This is a genomic window from Amycolatopsis tolypomycina, assembly GCF_900105945.1.
GTDB classification, from domain to species: Bacteria; Actinomycetota; Actinomycetes; order Mycobacteriales; family Pseudonocardiaceae; genus Amycolatopsis; species Amycolatopsis tolypomycina.
Window position 1 is genome coordinate 2583149 of sequence record NZ_FNSO01000004.1, and the last position, 17687, is coordinate 2600835.

A 17687-nucleotide genomic window follows, 5' to 3' on the forward strand; every position below is an offset into this window, starting at 1 on the left:
GAGCACCGTGTCCGCCGTGCGACGATCGACGGGGAACCCGGACCGGAGGAAGACCCTTGCCCCTCGTGCACGCTCTGTGGTCTCCGGGCCGAGGCCTGCTGCTCTGGGCGGAGCACGACCGGCGCCCGGCGGGCACGTCGAGCCGCTCGGCGCGGATCGCGCTCTCGCACCCGTTCGCCGTCTCCAGCGCTGACCTCACCGCGCTGCACCCCGGCAAGCCGACGTCGGTCACCTTGCTGCTGCCGTCGCGGGCGAACCGGCCGCTCGCCTCCACCGAACTGCGGGCCGGTGCCCGGCGACGAGGTCCGGCGCCGTCGCTGCGGGCGTGGTCCGTGCCGGCGCTGGTCGTCGACGCCGCCGAGCTGGACGACCTCGACGACTCGGCCTCCTACGGCGCCTCCGTCACCCACCTGCGGGCCGTCGCGGGGCTGGCCGCGGAGCTCGTGGGCCGGGGGCGGGTGCTGCCGACGCTGCTGCGGCGGGGCGACGCGGCTGAGGCGCGGTGGCGCCCGGTGCTGCAGGGCGTGGACTTCGTCGCGTTCGACGCGCTGGTCGCGGCCATGCCGCCGGTCGGGCGGGCCGAGCAGATCGCGCCGCTCACCGGGGCGTCGCCGCGTGCGCTCGTCACCGATGCCCTGCACACCCTGGTCGACGCCGCGGTCCGGGACCGGCTGGCGCGGGCCGAGCCGCCCGTCGACCTGCGTGGGGGCCCGGGTCCGGCCGGGGCGTGGCTGTCCGCGCTGCAGGGCGGCGATCCCCGCCTCGACCTGCCGCTGGCCGAACTCCGCGTGCTGGCCGACGCCGTCGCGAAGTGGGACGAGGTCGCCGACACCGACGTCGTCGACGGCCGGGCGTGCTTCCGGCTGGCCGAAGTCACCACCCTGCGGCAGCCGGCCGCCGACGACCCCGACGACCAGACCGGCGACGGCACCAAGTGGCAGCTGCAGTTCCTCCTGCGGGCCACCGCCGATCCGAGCCTGCTGCTGTCGGCCGGGCAGATCTGGGCGGGCGAGGCCAACGGCCTGGTCCGCGACCCGCGGGGGCTGTTCGTCGCCGAACTGGGCCGGGCCGCGCTGGTGGAACCGGTGCTGGCGCCGGCGTTGCGCCGGACGCAGCCGTCCGAGTACGACCTGACGGTCGAGGAAGCCGAACACTTCCTCACCTCCGGGGCGAAGCGGCTGCTCGACGCCGGGTTCGAAGTGCAGCTCCCGGCCACCTGGGACGGCCGGCGCCGGCTCGCGCTGCGGCTGTCGGTCCGCAGCACGCCGGCCGAGCAGGTCGTCGCCCGCACCCGGGTCGGCCGCGACGAGCTGGCCGGGTTCCGCTGGTCGATCGCGGTGGGCGACGACGAGCTCGGGGAAGAAGAGCTGGCGAAGCTCGTCGCGGCGAAGACCCCGCTGGTGCGCCTGCGGGGCCGGTGGATCAGCGTCGACGCCGAGCGGCTCCGCGCCGGGCTCGAGTTCCTGCGCCGGGACCCGGCCCGGCAGTCCCCGCACCCCACCGCGGCCGAGCTGCTGGAACTGGTCCACTCGGGAGTGGAAACGCCGCTGCCGGTCACCGACGTCCGCGCCGACGGCTGGGTCGGGGACATCCTGGCCGGGCGGGTCCAGCAGACGCTGCGGCCGGTCGAGCTGCCGCCGTCGTTCCGGGCCACGCTGCGCCCCTACCAGCAGCGGGGCGTCTCCTGGCTGGCGTTCATGGCGGCACTGGGGCTCGGCGCCTGCCTCGCCGACGACATGGGTCTCGGCAAGACCGTCCAGACACTGGCGCTCGAGGCCGTCGAACGGGCGGACGGCCGGCACCTTCCGACGCTGGTGCTGTGCCCGGTGTCGCTGGTCGGCATGTGGCAGCGGGAGGCGGCGAACTTCGCCCCGGGCCTGCGGGTCTCCGCCCACCACGGCGGTGCGCGCGGGCACGGCGACGCGCTCGCCGAGCGGGTGGCCGCGGCCGACCTCGTCGTCACGACCTACGCCACCGCCACCCGCGACGCCGGCGAACTCGAAACCTTCACCTGGCGACGCCTGGTGCTCGACGAAGCGCACGCGATCAAGAACGCCGACACCGCGACGGCCAAGGCGGTGCGCCGGTTCCCGGCCGGGCACCGGCTCGCGCTCACCGGCACCCCGGTGGAGAACCGGCTGGCGGACCTGTGGTCGGTGCTGGACCTCCTCAACCCGGGGCTGCTCGGCAGCCGGTTCGAGTTCCGGCAACGGTTCGCCGTCCCGATCGAGCGCCGCGGCGACACCGCCGCGGCCGCCGCGCTGCGCCGGCGCACCCGGCCGTACCTGCTGCGCCGGGTGAAGACCGATCCCGCGATCGTCCCCGAGCTGCCGGACAAGATCGAGATCCGGCAGGAGTACCGGCTCACCCGCGAACAGGGGACGCTCTACAGCGCGGTCGTCGAAGAGATGATGAAGAAGATCGAGGACAGCCAGGGCATCAAGCGCCGCGGCAACGTCCTCGCCGCGATCACGAAGCTCAAGCAGGTCTGCAACCACCCGGCGCACCTGCTGCACGACGGGTCCCCGCTCGGGGACCGCTCCGGCAAGGTCACCCGCCTCGAAGAGGTCCTCGCGGAAATCCTGGCCTCGGGTGACCGGGCGCTGTGCTTCACGCAGTACACCGAGTTCGGCCACCTGCTCGTGCCGCACCTGGCCGACCGGCTCGGCACCGAAGTCGGCTTCCTGCACGGCGGCCTGGCCAAGGGCGCGCGGGACGCGATCGTGGACCGCTTCCAGTCCGGCGCCGGGCCGCGGATCCTGTTGCTGTCGCTCAAAGCCGGCGGTTCCGGGCTGACGCTGACCGCGGCGGGCCAGGTGCTGCACCTGGACCGCTGGTGGAACCCGGCCGTGGAGAACCAGGCCACCGACCGGGCGTTCCGGATCGGGCAGCGCCGGACCGTGCAGGTGCGGAAGTTCCTGTGCCCGGGCACCGTCGAAGACCACATCGACACCCTGATCACGAAGAAGCGCGCGCTCGCGGGCATGGTGGTGGGCGAAGGCGAAAACTGGCTCACCGAGCTGTCCACGGACACCCTGCGCGAGGTGCTCACCCTGGGGGAGGACGCGATCGATGACTGAGCCACTCCCGTGGTGGGCGACCCGGTTCGTCCGCGCGCTGACGGCGATCGGCGTCCTGCTGCCCGCGCCGGGCCAGGGGCGCGTCACGTCGCTGGCGGTCGGCGCCGGGCGGGTCGACGCCGAGGTCCGGGACGGCCGGCCGCACCAGGTGCGGATCGGGCTGACGGCGTTCGGGAAAGCGGACTGGGCGGCGATCACCCACGCCGTCGCCGCGAAGGCGTCGCTCACCGTGCAGCTGCTCGGCGGCGAGCTGCCCCGCGACGTCGAGCAGGTCTGCCAAGCGGTCCGGCTGCCCCTGTTCCCGTCGTCGGCGCGGGAGGTGTCCCTGGACTGCACCTGCCCGGCCGCCGAAGTGCCGTGCGGCCACCTGAACGCGGTGTTCTCCGCGCTCGTGGCGCGGGTCGCGGAGGATCCGTTCACCGTCCTCGCGCTGCGCGGCCGCACCCGGGAAGCGCTGCTCGAGGACTTGAAGAACCGGCTCATCGCCGCCGAGCCGCTCGATCCGGGCGACGGGTCCCCGGCCCTGACCGACGTCATGGCCGGCTACTTCGACGGCGTCCCGGCCCCGGGCCTGGGCGGTGCGGCGCCGCTGCACGCGCCGCGGACGGCGTCCGACGCGCTCCTCGACCAGGCACCGCCGTTCGCGATCACGGTGGGTGGCGAAGACGTCACCGACCTGCTCCGGCCGGTCTACCGGGCCCTCACCGGCTGACTTCGGCCCCCTTCGAGTGGTGCCTCACCCACACGTGGGAGGTTCCGTAACGACGTGGCGACGCGCCGCGACTTGCCCCCCGGCGCGGCCATTCGGCCCAGGAGGGGAGGCGTGGATGTTCACGGACGGCTCTGACCTGCGGCTGGTCGAAGAGGCCGGGCGGGGCCCCGGCCGGAGTGTGCTGGCCGGCGCGTTCGCGCTGCTGGAGGCACTCGCCGACGCGAAGGCCGAGCTCGGGCTCACCGAGGCCGCCCGCCGGGCGGGGCTGCCCAAGTCCACCGCGCACCGGCTGCTGGAGCAGCTGTGCGGGATGGGCGCGGCCGAGCACCGCATCCGCGGCTACGGCGTCGGGCCGATGTTCGGCAGGCTGTGCGACGGCCGCGACCGCGGCCACGAGTGGATCCGCGCCGCCGCCGGACGGCCCGCGGTCCGGCTGGCCAAGCTCTCGCGCACCGACGTCGTGGTGTGCGTGCTGTCCGCCTCCGAGGTCCTGGTGGTGGCGACGTTCGCCGGCCACTCGGCCCGGCTGCCGGTGGTCCGCCCGGGCACGGTCCTGCCGCCCCCGACCCCGTTCGCCACGGTCCTGCTCGGCGGGTGCGGCACCGGAGCCGCCCCGGAGGTGGCCGGCCGCAGCTGTGCCGCGGCCCCGATCCACGCCCCGGACGGCCGCGTCGTCGCGGCAATGGGCGTGCTGAGCCCCTCACCGGAGGAGCTACCCCGGCTGCAGCCACTGGTGACGACGGCCGCGGCCGAGGCCGGCCGCGAGCTGGCGGAACCGCTCCGCCTGCGCTGAGCCGAGCGGCAAGCGCCCCAATGTGGCGTTGGGTGCGTTGGGCGTACCCAATGTGGCGTTGGGTGCGTTGGGCGTACCCAATGTGGCGTTGGGTGCGTTGGGCGTACCCAATGTGGCGTTGGGTGCGTTGGGCGCACCCAATGTGGCGTTGGGTGCGTTGGATGCACCCAATGTGGCGTTGGGCGCTCGGGGCCAGGGCGGCGAGGGCGCGGCGGTGGGTTCCGCTGAGCGGACCCGGGCCTTCCGGAAGATCCGTCCCCTTTGTCAGTCTCGCCCGGTGAGCGGCGCCGGTGTTCCGTGCGCCCGCGACAGTGGAGGTTGACCATGGGCTCCAGAAGGTGGCTCGGACTGACCACGGCGTTCGCGCTCTCGCTCGGCGGCGTCGTCGTCACCGCCGCTCCGGCGCGGGCGGCCGATCCCGGTGTCACCACCCTGGTGAACGCCCTCGCCGCCCCCGCGAACAGCTTCGCGGCCTGGTCGAAGGGACTCGGCACGCTCGGCCAGCTCGCCAAGGCGCTGCCCGCCGTCCAGACCAGCCCCGGTGCCGCGCTCGGGTTCGACACCCTGGCGCAGGAAGCCTTCCACGCCGGCACCAAGAAACTCGCCGACGCCGTCGACGACGCCGATCTCGACATCGACCAGCCGATCAGCCTCTCCGCCGACCGTGCCGGGACATTGAAAACCACGCTGACGTCCGTCGGCGAGGACAAGCGGCTCGACGTCACCCTCACCGTCTCGCGCGTGCTGCAGGACCAGGCGCTGAGCGTCCCGCTGCCGATCGGCGGCGGCACCAATGCCCCGCAGTCGGCGTTCTCCTCCACCGGCGGCGTGCGGCTCACCGTGAGCACCGCGCTGAAACTGAGCCTGGTCTGGGACAAGGCCCACGACAAGGCCTACTTCGTCAACGACGGGACGACCCCGTCGCTGACCGTCGACGCCGAGGCGAACATCCAAGACGTCAACGCGGTCAAGGCCGCCGTCGGCATCCTCGGCGTGAAGCTCGCCGGCGATTCCTCTTTGGACCTCAAGGCGCACTTCGCGGCCACGGTCAACGATCCGGACAACGACGGGAAGCTCGCGTTCACCAACTTCGACGGCACCGCCGGCGAACTCGCGCAGAACGGTTCGCTGGCCGGCCTGGTCAGCTTCGGCTTCGCGAGCCCCGCCGGGTCGCTGACCGGCTCGCTGCACCTCGCCGCCGCGCCGGCGAGCTCGTTCTCGCTCGACCTGCCCGCGGTGGACGCCAAGATCGGCATCCAGTGGCCCGACCTCGCCACCGGCACCCCGCAGATCGTCCCGCAGGGCATCGAGACGGTCGGCCCGTTCCTCAACATTACCCCGCGCGACCTGGCCACCGGCCTGGCCCAGCTGGCCACGACGCTGACCTCGATCCAGCGCGCGAAGTGGGGCGACGCGGCCAACCCGGTCGGCAACCTCGACCTGCCGTTCCTCAAGGGCACCCTCGCCGACGCGATCCAGCTCAACGAGTCGATCAAGAAGTTCCTGCAGGACAACACCAAGACCGCCGCGGACCCGGCGCAGGCCGGCGAACCGCTGTTCGTGTCCCTGCAGGAAATGCTCGACAAGCTCAACACCGCGGCGAACCTCCCCGGTGGCGGCAAGATCGGCGTCTCCGACGTCCACCTCCCGCCGGGCACGACCAAGCTCGACTTCAAGATCACGGTCTCCCGAAAGGCACCCACTACGGCCGTCGACCTCAACGCGGCCGCGGCGGCGGCGTCCGGCCCGGCGGGCAGCCCGGGCAAGACGTCCTACACCCAGACCACGCTCAAGGACGAGAACCAGAAGTGGAAGCCGGGGGAGTTCGCCGGCCGCCACGTCGTCGCCGGCGCCGCCGGGGCGACCGTCGAGAACAACAACGAGAACACCCTGTTCCTGCAGGCACCCGGCTGGACACCGGTGATCCCGGTCGCGAACGCGCCCTACACGATCTCCGGCATGCAGGGTGACGTCGGTGTCGTCCAGCTCGGCAACGACCTCAAGACCGGCGGCCGCGGCGTGGGCGAAGCCAACGCCGTCAACGCCACCGCGAAGGTGAAGCCGTCCTACGACGCCGCCGTCACGCTGGTGCTCGACCTGCAGAACCCGACCGTGCACACTCCGCCGATCGAGCAGAAGAACCCGGACGGCAGCACGATCCTCGTCGGCGCGACGCCGACCGGGCCGGACCGGGTGCTGCTGCGCACCTCCGGCGGCCCCTCGCTGTTCACCGCGGACTTCCCGATGGACGCCGACGTCGACCTCTTCGCCAACGCCGGCTTCCTCCAGGTCGAGCTCAAGGGCGCGGCCCACGTCTGCCACCCGGACGCGGGCGCCGACTGCGCCGGCACGCCCGACGCCGACGACCACATGCTCCAGGTGGAGCTCAAGGACCAGGGCGACCTGACCTTCGGCGCGGTCGTGGACAAGCTGCTGCACGACCCGGGCGCGCTGCTCGACTTCCAGGTCGCCGTCCGCGGCGCCGGCGGCGTCGACGCGAGCGCGCCGGGCACCGGTGACTTCTTCAAGGGCGCCACCGCGCACGCCGGGTTCACCTGGAACGACCTCACCAAGCTCACCGGCTCCGACGGCCCGCAGTTCAGCACGAGCGACCTCTCGGAGCTGGCGAACTTCGACTTCGACCCGGCCAACCCGAAGGCGCTGTTCTCGATCATCCTCAAGACGCTGCAGACGCTCAACTCCTCGATCAGCGACGCCTCCCCGGCCGGGGCCGCGGTGTTCGGCACGAAGATCCCGCTGGTCGGCCGCTCGCTGCGCGACCTGCTGCGGGCCGACGAATCCGGCTCCGGCCCGAAGGTGACGTACGGCGGGAACACCGTGAAGGACACCGCACGCAGTGTCGAGAAGGGCAACGCGTTCCCGCAGACGCTCATCGGCCGCACCGTCGTCGCCGGGACCCAGGTCGGCATCGTCGGCAGCGTCAGCGCGGACACCCTCACCCTGGCCGGGCCGTGGGCCAGCCAGCCGTCGCCGTCGACGGCGTACGTGATCCGGTCCGAACTGGACGACGTCATCTCGATGCTGGAAGCCGCGCCGTCGGACAACCTGCAGCGGCTCGTCCAGACGATCAACGAGCGCTTCAAGGGCAGCGTGCCCATCCAGTTCGAATACGCCGACCTCGCCGGGACGCCGTCGCTCATCATCCGGCTGGACTGGAAACGCAGCTACCACACCAGCACGCCGGTGCAGTTCGACTTCAGCCTGCCCGCGGGCAACCAGCGCGTCGCCGGCGTGCAGGGCGACGGCTCGGTGTCGCTCGGGGTCGGCGGCGAGGTCAAGATGGGCCTGGTCGTGCCGCTGGCGCCCGGGCCCGGCCCGGCCGACGCGAACGCGCTGCGCATCCTGGACGACTCCAAGATCGGCGTGAAGCTCGACGCCACCGTGGAGAACACCACCATCGCCACCACCCTCGGCCCGCTGACCGTCTCGCTCGGCAACCCGAAGTCGGCGGACAAGGCGACCGCGAAGGCCTCCTACTCGCTCGACCTGGCCAAGAGCGGCGGCACCGGCGCGCCGGTGACGTTCGCCGAGTTCGCCGGCGCCGTCGGGCCGTCGGTCAACGCCGCGAGCACGGCGGTGAACTGCGGCCTCGACGGCAGCACACCACTGGCCCTGTGCGCCAAGTTGCCGCTGTACATCAGCGAAGACGGTGGCGCGACCTACACCAAGGTGATCACCGACGAGACCAAGGCGAACGACTTCGCGCTGCGCCTGCCCAAGTCGACGACACCCGACGACTACTTCAACCTCGGCGGCGCGGCCATCGACGGCCACCCGCGGCTGGAGACCCCGGATCCGACGCTGCTGGGCCAGGAGCTGGCCAAGCGGCTGATCGACTTCGGCAGGCTCGACGGCCTCGACAGCTACCTGAACATGGTCGAGCAGGCCCTCACCACGGCCAGCTTCGGCGGCAAGCTGCCGCTGCTCGGCGACGACCTCCAGCAGGGCGCCGACTTCATCGGCAAGCTGCGCACGGCGATCCACACCGCACTGGACCAGCTGCCCGCCGACGGCCACTTCACCGACATGGCCGCCGTGCGCGGCTGGGTGAACGACCAGCTCGGCGCGAAGCTCGCCGCCGCGGGCCTCAACCCGGACACCGTCACCGTCGACACCCTGTGCAAGACGCGCCTGGGCACGGTCGGCGTCCCGACGGTCAAGCTGCACGAAGGCGCCACGGCGGCCGACAAGACCTACCGGTACGTCGTCGCCTCGTACGCCACGATCAACGGGGAGAAGAAGCAGGCCAAGGCGAGCGATCCGGGCTCGATCACGAACGGCCCGGCCACACTGTCCACAACGGACTCCCTCGACATCGACTGGGAGCCGGTCGACAGCGCTTCGGGCTACATGGTGTTCCGCGAAGAGGGCGGCGTCTTCAAGCTCATCGCCGACGTCACCGACACCCAGGCCACCGACACCGGCGCCGCGGCCATCGGCGGAGCCCCGGAGAACCCGGCCGAGAACCCGCAGCCGCACGATTGCGCGTATAACGACCTCGACGCCGTGACGATCAGCCTGAACGTCAGCCAGGGCGACTTCAGCGGCGACCTGCTCAACTGCGCCGGGCTGCCGGCCGGCCACGAGTGCCTGAAGAAGTCCGTGCCGCTGGACCTGGGCATCCCCGGGTTCTCCCTCAAGGGCGACGGCGGCGCGGGCCCCGAGGTCCAGCTCGGCTGGCGGCTGCACCTGGCCATGGGCATCAGCCGCAGCGAAGGGTTCTTCGTCACCACGAAGGACTCCGCGCAACCGGAGTTCGCGGTCGGGCTGAACGTCACCCTGCCGCAGAAGATCAACGCCCAGCTGGCGTTCATCAACATCACCGCGGAGAACTGCACCAAGCAGTCCAGCGCCGACGACTGCAACGCCGCGGCCGCGCCCCCGGCGAACGCCGTCCTGCCGCTGTTCGGCGGCGCGTTCAAGATCGACCTGATCGCCCCGGACGACCCGACCAACGGCCGGCTGCACCTGACCGACCTGCAGAACGCCGGGCTGGACCGGCTCGCCGACGTCAAGCTGCACGCGAGCGCGGACATCAACTGGCTGCTCAAGGCGCGCCCCGGTGACGACGCCGGGTTCCCGGGCATCCAGGCGAACTTCCGCCTGCACTGGGCGTGGAACAACGTCAAGCCGGGCACCAACTCGGCCGACAACAACGGCAACAGCCCGCTGACGCTGGCCTTCGACAAGGTCGCCATCGACAGCGGCGAGATCTTCGAGAAGATCCTCAGCCCGATCGTCAACAAGATCAAGCAGGTGACCGGCCCGCTCGACCCGGTGATCAAGACGCTGTACGCGCCGATCCCGGTGCTGTCGGACCTGTCGCACCTGGCCGGCGGCGGCGACGTCACGCTCGTCTCGCTCGGCAAGGCGTTCAGCACGATCGCCGGTGGCCCCGACCTGAAGTTCGTCGACACGATCGCCGGGATCATCACCTTCATCAACAACTTCCCGACGTGCACCACCAGCTGCCTGATCCCGCTCGGCTCGTTCGAGCTGGGCGGTCAGAAGGCACTTGACACGACCGCGACACCCGACAACACGGAAAGCCTCATCAGCAGCAAGAAGGACGCCGGCGGCGGCACCACGTTCGCGCCGCTGCTCGACACCATCAACGGCAAGAACTCCAACACGAACTCGGTCAACCCGATGACCACCCAGGCGTCGGCGGCCGGCTTCAGCTTCCCGGTGTTCGAGAAGCCGGCGTCGCTGTTCAACCTGCTCCTCGGCGGTGACGTCGACCTGGTCAAGTTCGACTCCGGGCCGCTGCGCCTCGGCTTCGACTGGCGCCAGCAGTTCGGGCCGGTGTACGCGCCGCCGCCGGTCGTGATCACCCTGCACGGCTCGGCGTCGGTGACGCTGCGGATCGTCGCGGGCTTCGACACCTACGGCATCCGCAAGGCGTTCGAGGCGGCCCGCGCGGGCACCCTCGACCTCGGCACCGTGGGCAACGCCTTCCTGCAGAGCTTGTTCTTCTACACCACGGAAAACGGCAAGCCGATCCCGGTCGTGACCTTCACAGGTGAGATCGCGGCCGGGGCCGCGGTCACGGCGGTGATCATCACGGTCGGCATCGAGGGCGGGCTCGGGCTCACGGTTTCTTTCCTGTGGAACGACCCCAACCACGACGGGAAGTTCCGGATCACCGAATTCCTGCAAACCGCACTGAACAACCCGATATGCCTGTTCACGGTGTCCGGGCGGCTTTACGTCTTCCTCAAGCTGTACGTGACGGTCGGGTTCGGCCCGTTCTCGGTGTCGTTCAGCTTCACGATCGTCGACGTCACCCTGCTCGACTTCACGGCGACCCCGAACTGCACGCCACCACCACCGAAGCTCGGCGGGCTGAGCGGCGACGGGAAGACGTTGGTCGTGTACGCGGCCGCGCTCGGCCACACCGCGCAGCGCGGCGGCGGCGCGGGTGACCCGTACGAGTCGAACAACCAGGAAAAGGACACCGTCAAGATCACCTCGCTGCACAACTACGCGAACCCCGCGAACCCGGCGTTCACCGGCGTGGCCGTGGACATGCTCGGCATCCGGCGCGAGTTCACGAACCCCAACATCGAACGGGTCGTCGTCGACGGCCGCGGCTACGCCAAGCCGATGAGCGTCACGTTCATCGGAGACGCCCAAGCCGACACCGCCAAGACCGGCCCGCCGCCACCGACCGCGCAGTTCGACCGCGACGCGATCGTCTTCGGCGGCACCAAGAACGACCAGATCAAGACCGGCATCGGCCACTCCTGGGTCGACGGCGGAGCCGGCGACGACGTCATCGTCACCGGCGACCGGACCGTGCTCGCCGCGAACAAGACGAGCTACGTCCGCGACGACGCGAAGGCCCGCGTCGCCGGTGGTCCCGGCGTCGACAGCATCACCGTCGGCAACGGCGTCGACATCGTCGCCGGTGACTCGAGCCTCGGCGCGCCCCCGGTGACGTCGATCGGGCTCAAGGAACTCAAGAACGACGGCCGAGACGGCGGCGACCCGATCGCCGACGGTACCGGCGGCCCGAACGTGTCCGTGCCGAACTGGGCGCTCCTGCCAGATCCGGCGGGCGGCACCGGCACCGGCGACGCCGGCGACACGATCAAGCTCGGCCTCGCCAAGTCGACCGCGTACGGCAACGGTGGCGACGACACCCTCGGTGTCGCGGCCGACGACCCGCTCAAGGACGTGCCGACGTACCCGCAGGGGCTCTTCGTGTCCCAAGGCGCGACACTCGTCGGCGGCGACGGCAGCGACCGGTTCGCCGGCGGCACCGGACCGGACCAGATCTACCCGGCGGCCCAGGTCGACCCCGGCGTCGACGGCTACGGCTCCGACGACGCCAACACCTCCGGCGGACCCGCGGGCGGGCCGATCAACACGATCGACACCGGCAGCGGCAACGACACGGTGTACGGCGGCAAGGGCCAGGACCGCGTCACCGGCCACTCCACCAAGGACCAGCACGACGACTTCCGCGGTGGCGGCGGCAACGACATCCTGTTCGGCGGGTTCGGCCCCGACACGCTCTACGGCGGCCCGGACGACGACTACGTCATCGCCGAACCGTCCACACTGGACTTCCCGAACCCGGGGAAGACCGACGGCTTCGGGCCGTTCTACGTCGTCACGCACACCCCGCTCCCGCAGGGGGTGACCCCGTCGCACAAGACGCTCGTCGGTGGCCTCGGCTTCGACCACGTCATCGGCGGCGACGGCGGCGCGGACGTCTACGGCGACAAGCAGACGACGCCGTGCAAGGCCGGGACGCCGATCCCGTCGACCCCGGTCGGCGAGTCGGTGAACGACCCGCTCGACGGCAACGACCGGATCATCGGCGGGGCGGGCGTGGAGAACATCCGCGCCGGCGGCGGTGACGACAACGTCGATGCCGAGGCGGCCGACGACCTCGTGTGCGGCGAGAAGGGCAAGGACGCCCTGCACGGTGGCCGTGACGCGGACCAGGTCTGGGGCGGCTCGGACGACGACGCCGTCTACGGCGACTCCGGCGCGGACCTCCTGTACGGCAACGACGGCGTCGACACGATGTTCGGCGGCGACGACCCCGACACCATCGAAGGCAACAACGGGAAGGACTGGGTCTCCGGTGGCCTGGCCGGCGACACGATCGTCGGCGGCACCCGGGCGGCCGGGCAGCCCGACGACGGCGACAAGCTGTTCGGCGACACCGGCCCCGACACGATCATCGGCGACAACGGTGATCCGCTGGTGCCCGGCGGCCCGGTGTTCGACCTGGCCAGTGCCGACCCGGCGCTGGGCGGCGACGACACGATCTCCGGCGGCTTCGACAACGACCTGTTGTTCGGCGGGCTGGAGAACGACACGGTCTTCGGCGGGAAGGACCCGGACCGCATCGAAGGCAACCCGGGTGCCGATACGCTGAACGGCGAGACCGGCGCCGACGACATCATCGGCGGCAGCCACCAGACGCCGGGCGACCCGGCGGTCAAGAACGCCGCCGGCTACCCGGACGCGGGCGACACGATCTCCGGCGGCGACGCCGACGACGTGATCACCGGCGACAACGCGACGATCACCGGGACCGGCGGTGGCGACACCGGCGACCCGGTCACCCGGGGCCGCGGGCTGTCGGCCGGACGGCACGTGGTGCTGTTCGACCTCGGCTACACGCCGGCCGCGGGCACGTCCGGCGGAGACTCGATCTACGGCGGCGAAGCCGCGGACGTCATCTACGCCCAGGGCGGCCCGGACACCGTGCACGGCGACGCCGGCGACGACTACGGCGAAGGTGACCAGGACGCGGACAAGCTGTTCGGCGAGTCCGGGCAGGACGACCTGGTCGGTGGCTCGTCGTACGTCGAATCCGGAACCGGCCAGGGCACCGCGGGCCAGCTCGACACCGGCGACACCATCTCCGGTGGCGACGACGCCGACCTGATCACCGGCGACAACGCCCTGCTCACCCGGGACGCCGGTATCCCGAAGAGCCCGATCACGCAGGGCCGCTTCGACACCGACGCACCGGCGTCGGCGCCGATGGTCCAGCGCAGCATCCAGCAGTACGACCTGGGCGACGGGCCGCTGCCGAACACCTCCGGCGGCGACGACATCACCGGGGACAACGGCTGCGACGCGATCCTCGGTCAGTCCGGCAACGACCGGATCAAGGGCAACGCCGACGGCGACTACGCCGAAGGCGGCCCCGGCCGGGACTGGCTCGAGGGCAACGGCGGCGACGACGACCTCGTCGGCGGCAGCTCGGTGATCTTCGGCGCCGACACGGCGTTGACCACGCAGGGCCAGCCGGACACCGGCGACGCCGTCTTCGGCGGCACGGGTGACGACGTGGTGCTCGGCGACAACGCGATCACCGACCGGATCGCGCCGCCGTCGCCGTACCTGCTCCGCGTGGGCAGCACCGGGGTGTTCGAGACGCAACGTTCGCTGCGGCTGCTCGACCTCTCGTGGAGCAACGGGTTCCTCGGCGCGCCGACGCGGTCCGTCGCGGGCGGCGACCAGTTGTCCGGTGGTGGCGGCGTCGACGTGGTCTTCGGCCAGGACGGCGACGACCAGATCTCCGGCGGCGCGCACGACGACTACGCCGAAGGCAACGGCGGGCACGACACGATGTTCGGCGACCGGACGCTGGCCGAAGCCGGGATCCCGATCGCGCCGGCCTCCCCGGCGTGGCCGGGCACGGCGTCGGGCGACCTCGGCGACGTCTCCGCGCCGAACGGGCAGGACGACCTGCTCGGCGGCAGCTCACTGGCGGTCTTCCGCGACACGGCCGACGACGTGCACGGCGACGGCGCCGCCGACTTCGTCCTCGGCGACGGAGGCACCGCGGTGCGGGACGCCGTCGACCAGACCGGCAAGCCGGTGGCGCTCGGCGACGACCTGTCGAAGGTGTCGCTGCCGCTGACGAACCGGATCTACGCCAAGCGCTACCCGGCGACCCCGCCGGTGGGGGCGGCGTTCGTCCGGCACGGCGTGGGTGGCGCCCCGACCCGGTTCTGCACCACCACGCAGGCGACCTGCGAGTCGCTCGGCGCGTCCGGCGGGGACAACCTGTGGGGTGACGCGGGCGAGGACACGCTGTACGGCCAGGACGGCAACGACCTGATGTACGGTGACACCGGCACGGCGACGGCGGCCGGTGACGGCGCCGACGACATGTACGGCGAGCTGGGCGACGACCGGATGTGGGGCACCGGCGGCGACGACGCCATGGTCGGCGACCGCGGCGGCATCGTCGACGTGTACCAGAACGGGTCGAACAAGTTCGTGATCGACAACAGCCAGGTGCCCGCGATCCACTACGAGGGTTTCCTGCCCGGCTCGGTCACGCGGCAGGTCGACCTGCAGCACGACGTCAACGGCGACGCCTTCGCCGCACCCGGCACCGCTCCGGCGATGCCGCACCGCGGTGACCTCGAAGGCGGCACCGACCGCCTCCGCGGCGGCGACGACCACGACTCGATCCACGGCGGCTTCGGCGACGACCTGGCCAACGGCGATTCGGGCGGCGACAACGTCTTCGGCGACGACGGCGCGGACCTGCTGTGGGGCGGCAAGGGCGGCACCGACCCGGCCAACCCGGACGACCGCGGCGTCGGCGACTCGCTCGTCGACTACGTCCTCGGCGGCAAGGGCGCGACGACCGGCCCGTCGGTCGACCCGGTGGCGGGAGCGCTGGGTTCGGACATCATCGACTGGCGCCCGCGCGGCACGTACGGCACCCCGGGATCGGCGACGTGTTCGGCGAACCCGTGGCCGCAGACGTTCGGCAACGGCAAGAACGCGGTCACGGTGGACCCGTGCACGTGGTTCGAGATGACGAACCTGAACAACGCGGACGTCGCGGACAACCAGCACCACCAGGGCATCGACTGGATCTACGGCGGCTGGGACCGCGACGTGCTGCAGGCCGACGTGGCCGACAACGGCCCCAACCAGGGCGACCGCCTGCTGGACTGGGGCGGGGCGTACAACCTGTACACGCACTGCAACGCGGCCTACGGCGGCTACAACGACGTCCGGCAGTTCAGCCCGACACACCAGGACTTCCTGCAGCGGTGGGCGTACTCGCTGGGCGCCGGCCAGGGAGCCGCGGACGTGACAACGGCGGGCACGTCGGCGTTCGACGAGCTGGCGCTGGTGTACCAGTCCGACTTGCAGGCCCACGGGGCCGGACCGGCGTTCCCGACCACGCCGGGGCACTTCGACAATCCGAACGCCTGCGCACCCTGACCCGCTGACAAGGAGGAAAGCCACGGCGGGCGCCCGGGATCCGGGCGCCCGCCGTGCTGTCCGCGGGTCCGACGCCTGAACGCGTCGGCTGGTGAGCATGAAGGCGGCCGGGCGGTTTGTCGGCCGCGTGGTCGCCCGGTTCGGGCGTGGTGTGTTCGGGAGTCTGTTCCCGATGCCGCGGCCACGCTGAGGGTGAGTGCGCGGGACCTTCGCGCGCATCGCCCGGCGGCCCGGACAGAGCGGGCGCCCGGAACCCGGGCGCCCGCCGCTTGGCGACCGGCTACTGCACCGCGTCGTCGTGCTGCCCGGCGGCCGGGTTGCGCAGCGAACCCGGCGGCGTGCGGCCCGGCACGCCGTTGACGAGCTGTGTGCTGTACGCCAGCGTGACCGTCGAATAGGCGATCGCGTCGGCGTTCTGGTCCAGCACCACCAGGTTGTTGTTGGCGAACGTGTCGCACGCCTGGTGGTAGCAGCTGTCGTAGGCGACGCCCGCCGTGCCGCCGTAGACCGCCGCCTGGGCCGGGGTCTTCACGCCCTCCGCCCCGGTGAACAGGCCGCCCGCCGGGATGCCGATCTCGATGAACGGGCCGTAGTCGCTGCGGCCGTCGAATGCCGTCGGCTCGGTGGCGAGGCCGCGGTCGGCGAAGAACTTCGAGAACACGTTCTCGATCGGGCCCGAACCGGCGGGACCGGGGTCGCTGAGCCCGGCCGAGCCGTCGCCGTCGTAGACGAACCTGACGAAGTTCGGGGACGAGACCATGTCGAAGTTGAGGTACAGCGCGATCCGGTCCGCCTCCGCCTGGGTCAGGTTCTGCACGTAGTGCGCCGACCCGAGCAGGTTCAGCTCCTCCGCGCCCCACCAGGCGAACCGCACCGTGTTGGTGGGCTTGGCCTTGGCGAACATCCTGGCCACCTCGAGGATCGCCGCGCTGCCGCTGCCGTTGTCGTTGATGCCCGGCCCGGCGAGCACCGAGTCCAGGTGCGCGCCGACCATCACCACGTTGCCGTTGGTGCGCGCGCCGGGCAGCTCCGCGAAGACGTTGCGGGTCTGGCGGATCTGGCTGACGGTGCTCGTCGCCAGGTGCACGGTCGCGCCCTGGAGGCTGACGCCGATGTCGAAGCTGGTGCCGACCACCGGAATCGTGATTCCCGGTGCGCCGAGCGTGCCGCCGAAGGCGTCGGTGCGGCCCGGCTGGCCCTCGTTGAAGATGATCACGCCGACGGCGCCCGCGGCCTGCGCGTTGGCCGCCTTGTCGGCGAAGGCGCAGGTTCCGCGCTGCAGCAACGCGATGTTCCCCGGGACGAACCCGGCGAAGTCGGCGGCCTCGCACCCGCTCGTCGACGACGAGGGCACCGGGCCCGGCGGCAGCATCAGGTCGACCGGCCGCACGAACGCCGTGACGTTCCCGCTGCCCGAGTAGGTCATGGTGCTGAAGTCGGTGCCCGGCGCGAAGAGCCGGAACAGCGGCGCCACCTGCTCCATGGTCTCGCTGTTCAGCTGGAAGAACGGGAAGTCGAAGTCCTGCGTGGTGACCTTCAGGCCCGCGGCGCGCGCCTGGCTTTCGACGTAGGCCGCCGACGCGGCGTACCCGGGCGTCCCCGAGGCACGCGTGCCGCCGTTGGCGTCGGCGGCGTTCTGCAGCGCCTGCTGGTGAGCGCGGACGCCGCCGACCGTGACGCACTCGAGCATCATCTGCACGGTGTTGTTGGTCCGCGTGTCACAGCGCGCGGGCGCGGCCGAGGCCGGTCCGGAGACGGCGGCGAGCGCGGGGAGCACGAGCAGGCCGGCGACCGCCATGACGGCGGCCCGCGGTCTCTTCCTGGGGTGGGGGCTGGCAGAGGACATCGTCGTCCACTT

General features: G+C 71.8%; 5 protein-coding genes. 4 read left to right on the forward strand and 1 reads right to left on the reverse strand.

The genetic code is table 11. The annotated features are described in order from the left end of the window. Positions 1-56: 56 nt before the first annotated feature. The 4 genes from BLW76_RS21840 (at position 57) to BLW76_RS21855 (ending at position 15829) form a co-directional block, all read left to right on the forward strand. On the forward strand, positions 57-3080 hold the full coding sequence (locus tag BLW76_RS21840; RefSeq protein ID WP_091310304.1) for a DEAD/DEAH box helicase: 3024 nt from the start codon (positions 57-59) through the stop codon (positions 3078-3080). Then, positions 3073-3792, forward strand: coding sequence for an SWIM zinc finger family protein (locus BLW76_RS21845; protein WP_091310306.1), 720 nt, complete (start codon positions 3073-3075; stop codon positions 3790-3792). The genes BLW76_RS21840 and BLW76_RS21845 overlap by 8 nt, the downstream gene beginning before the upstream one ends. Before the next feature lie 115 nt (positions 3793-3907). Further along, on the forward strand, positions 3908-4585 hold the full coding sequence (locus BLW76_RS21850; protein WP_091310309.1) for a helix-turn-helix domain-containing protein: 678 nt from the start codon (positions 3908-3910) through the stop codon (positions 4583-4585). A gap of 324 nt (positions 4586-4909) precedes the next feature. After that, positions 4910-15829 (forward strand): calcium-binding protein, encoded by a 10920-nt coding sequence (locus BLW76_RS21855; RefSeq protein ID WP_091310310.1) that lies wholly within the window; start codon positions 4910-4912, stop codon positions 15827-15829. A gap of 280 nt (positions 15830-16109) precedes the next feature. On the opposite strand, the gene BLW76_RS21860 is transcribed toward BLW76_RS21855, so the two are convergent. After that, on the reverse strand, positions 16110-17675 hold the full coding sequence (locus BLW76_RS21860; protein ID WP_244170261.1) for a M28 family metallopeptidase: 1566 nt from the start codon (positions 17673-17675) through the stop codon (positions 16110-16112). Positions 17676-17687 lie beyond the last annotated feature (12 nt).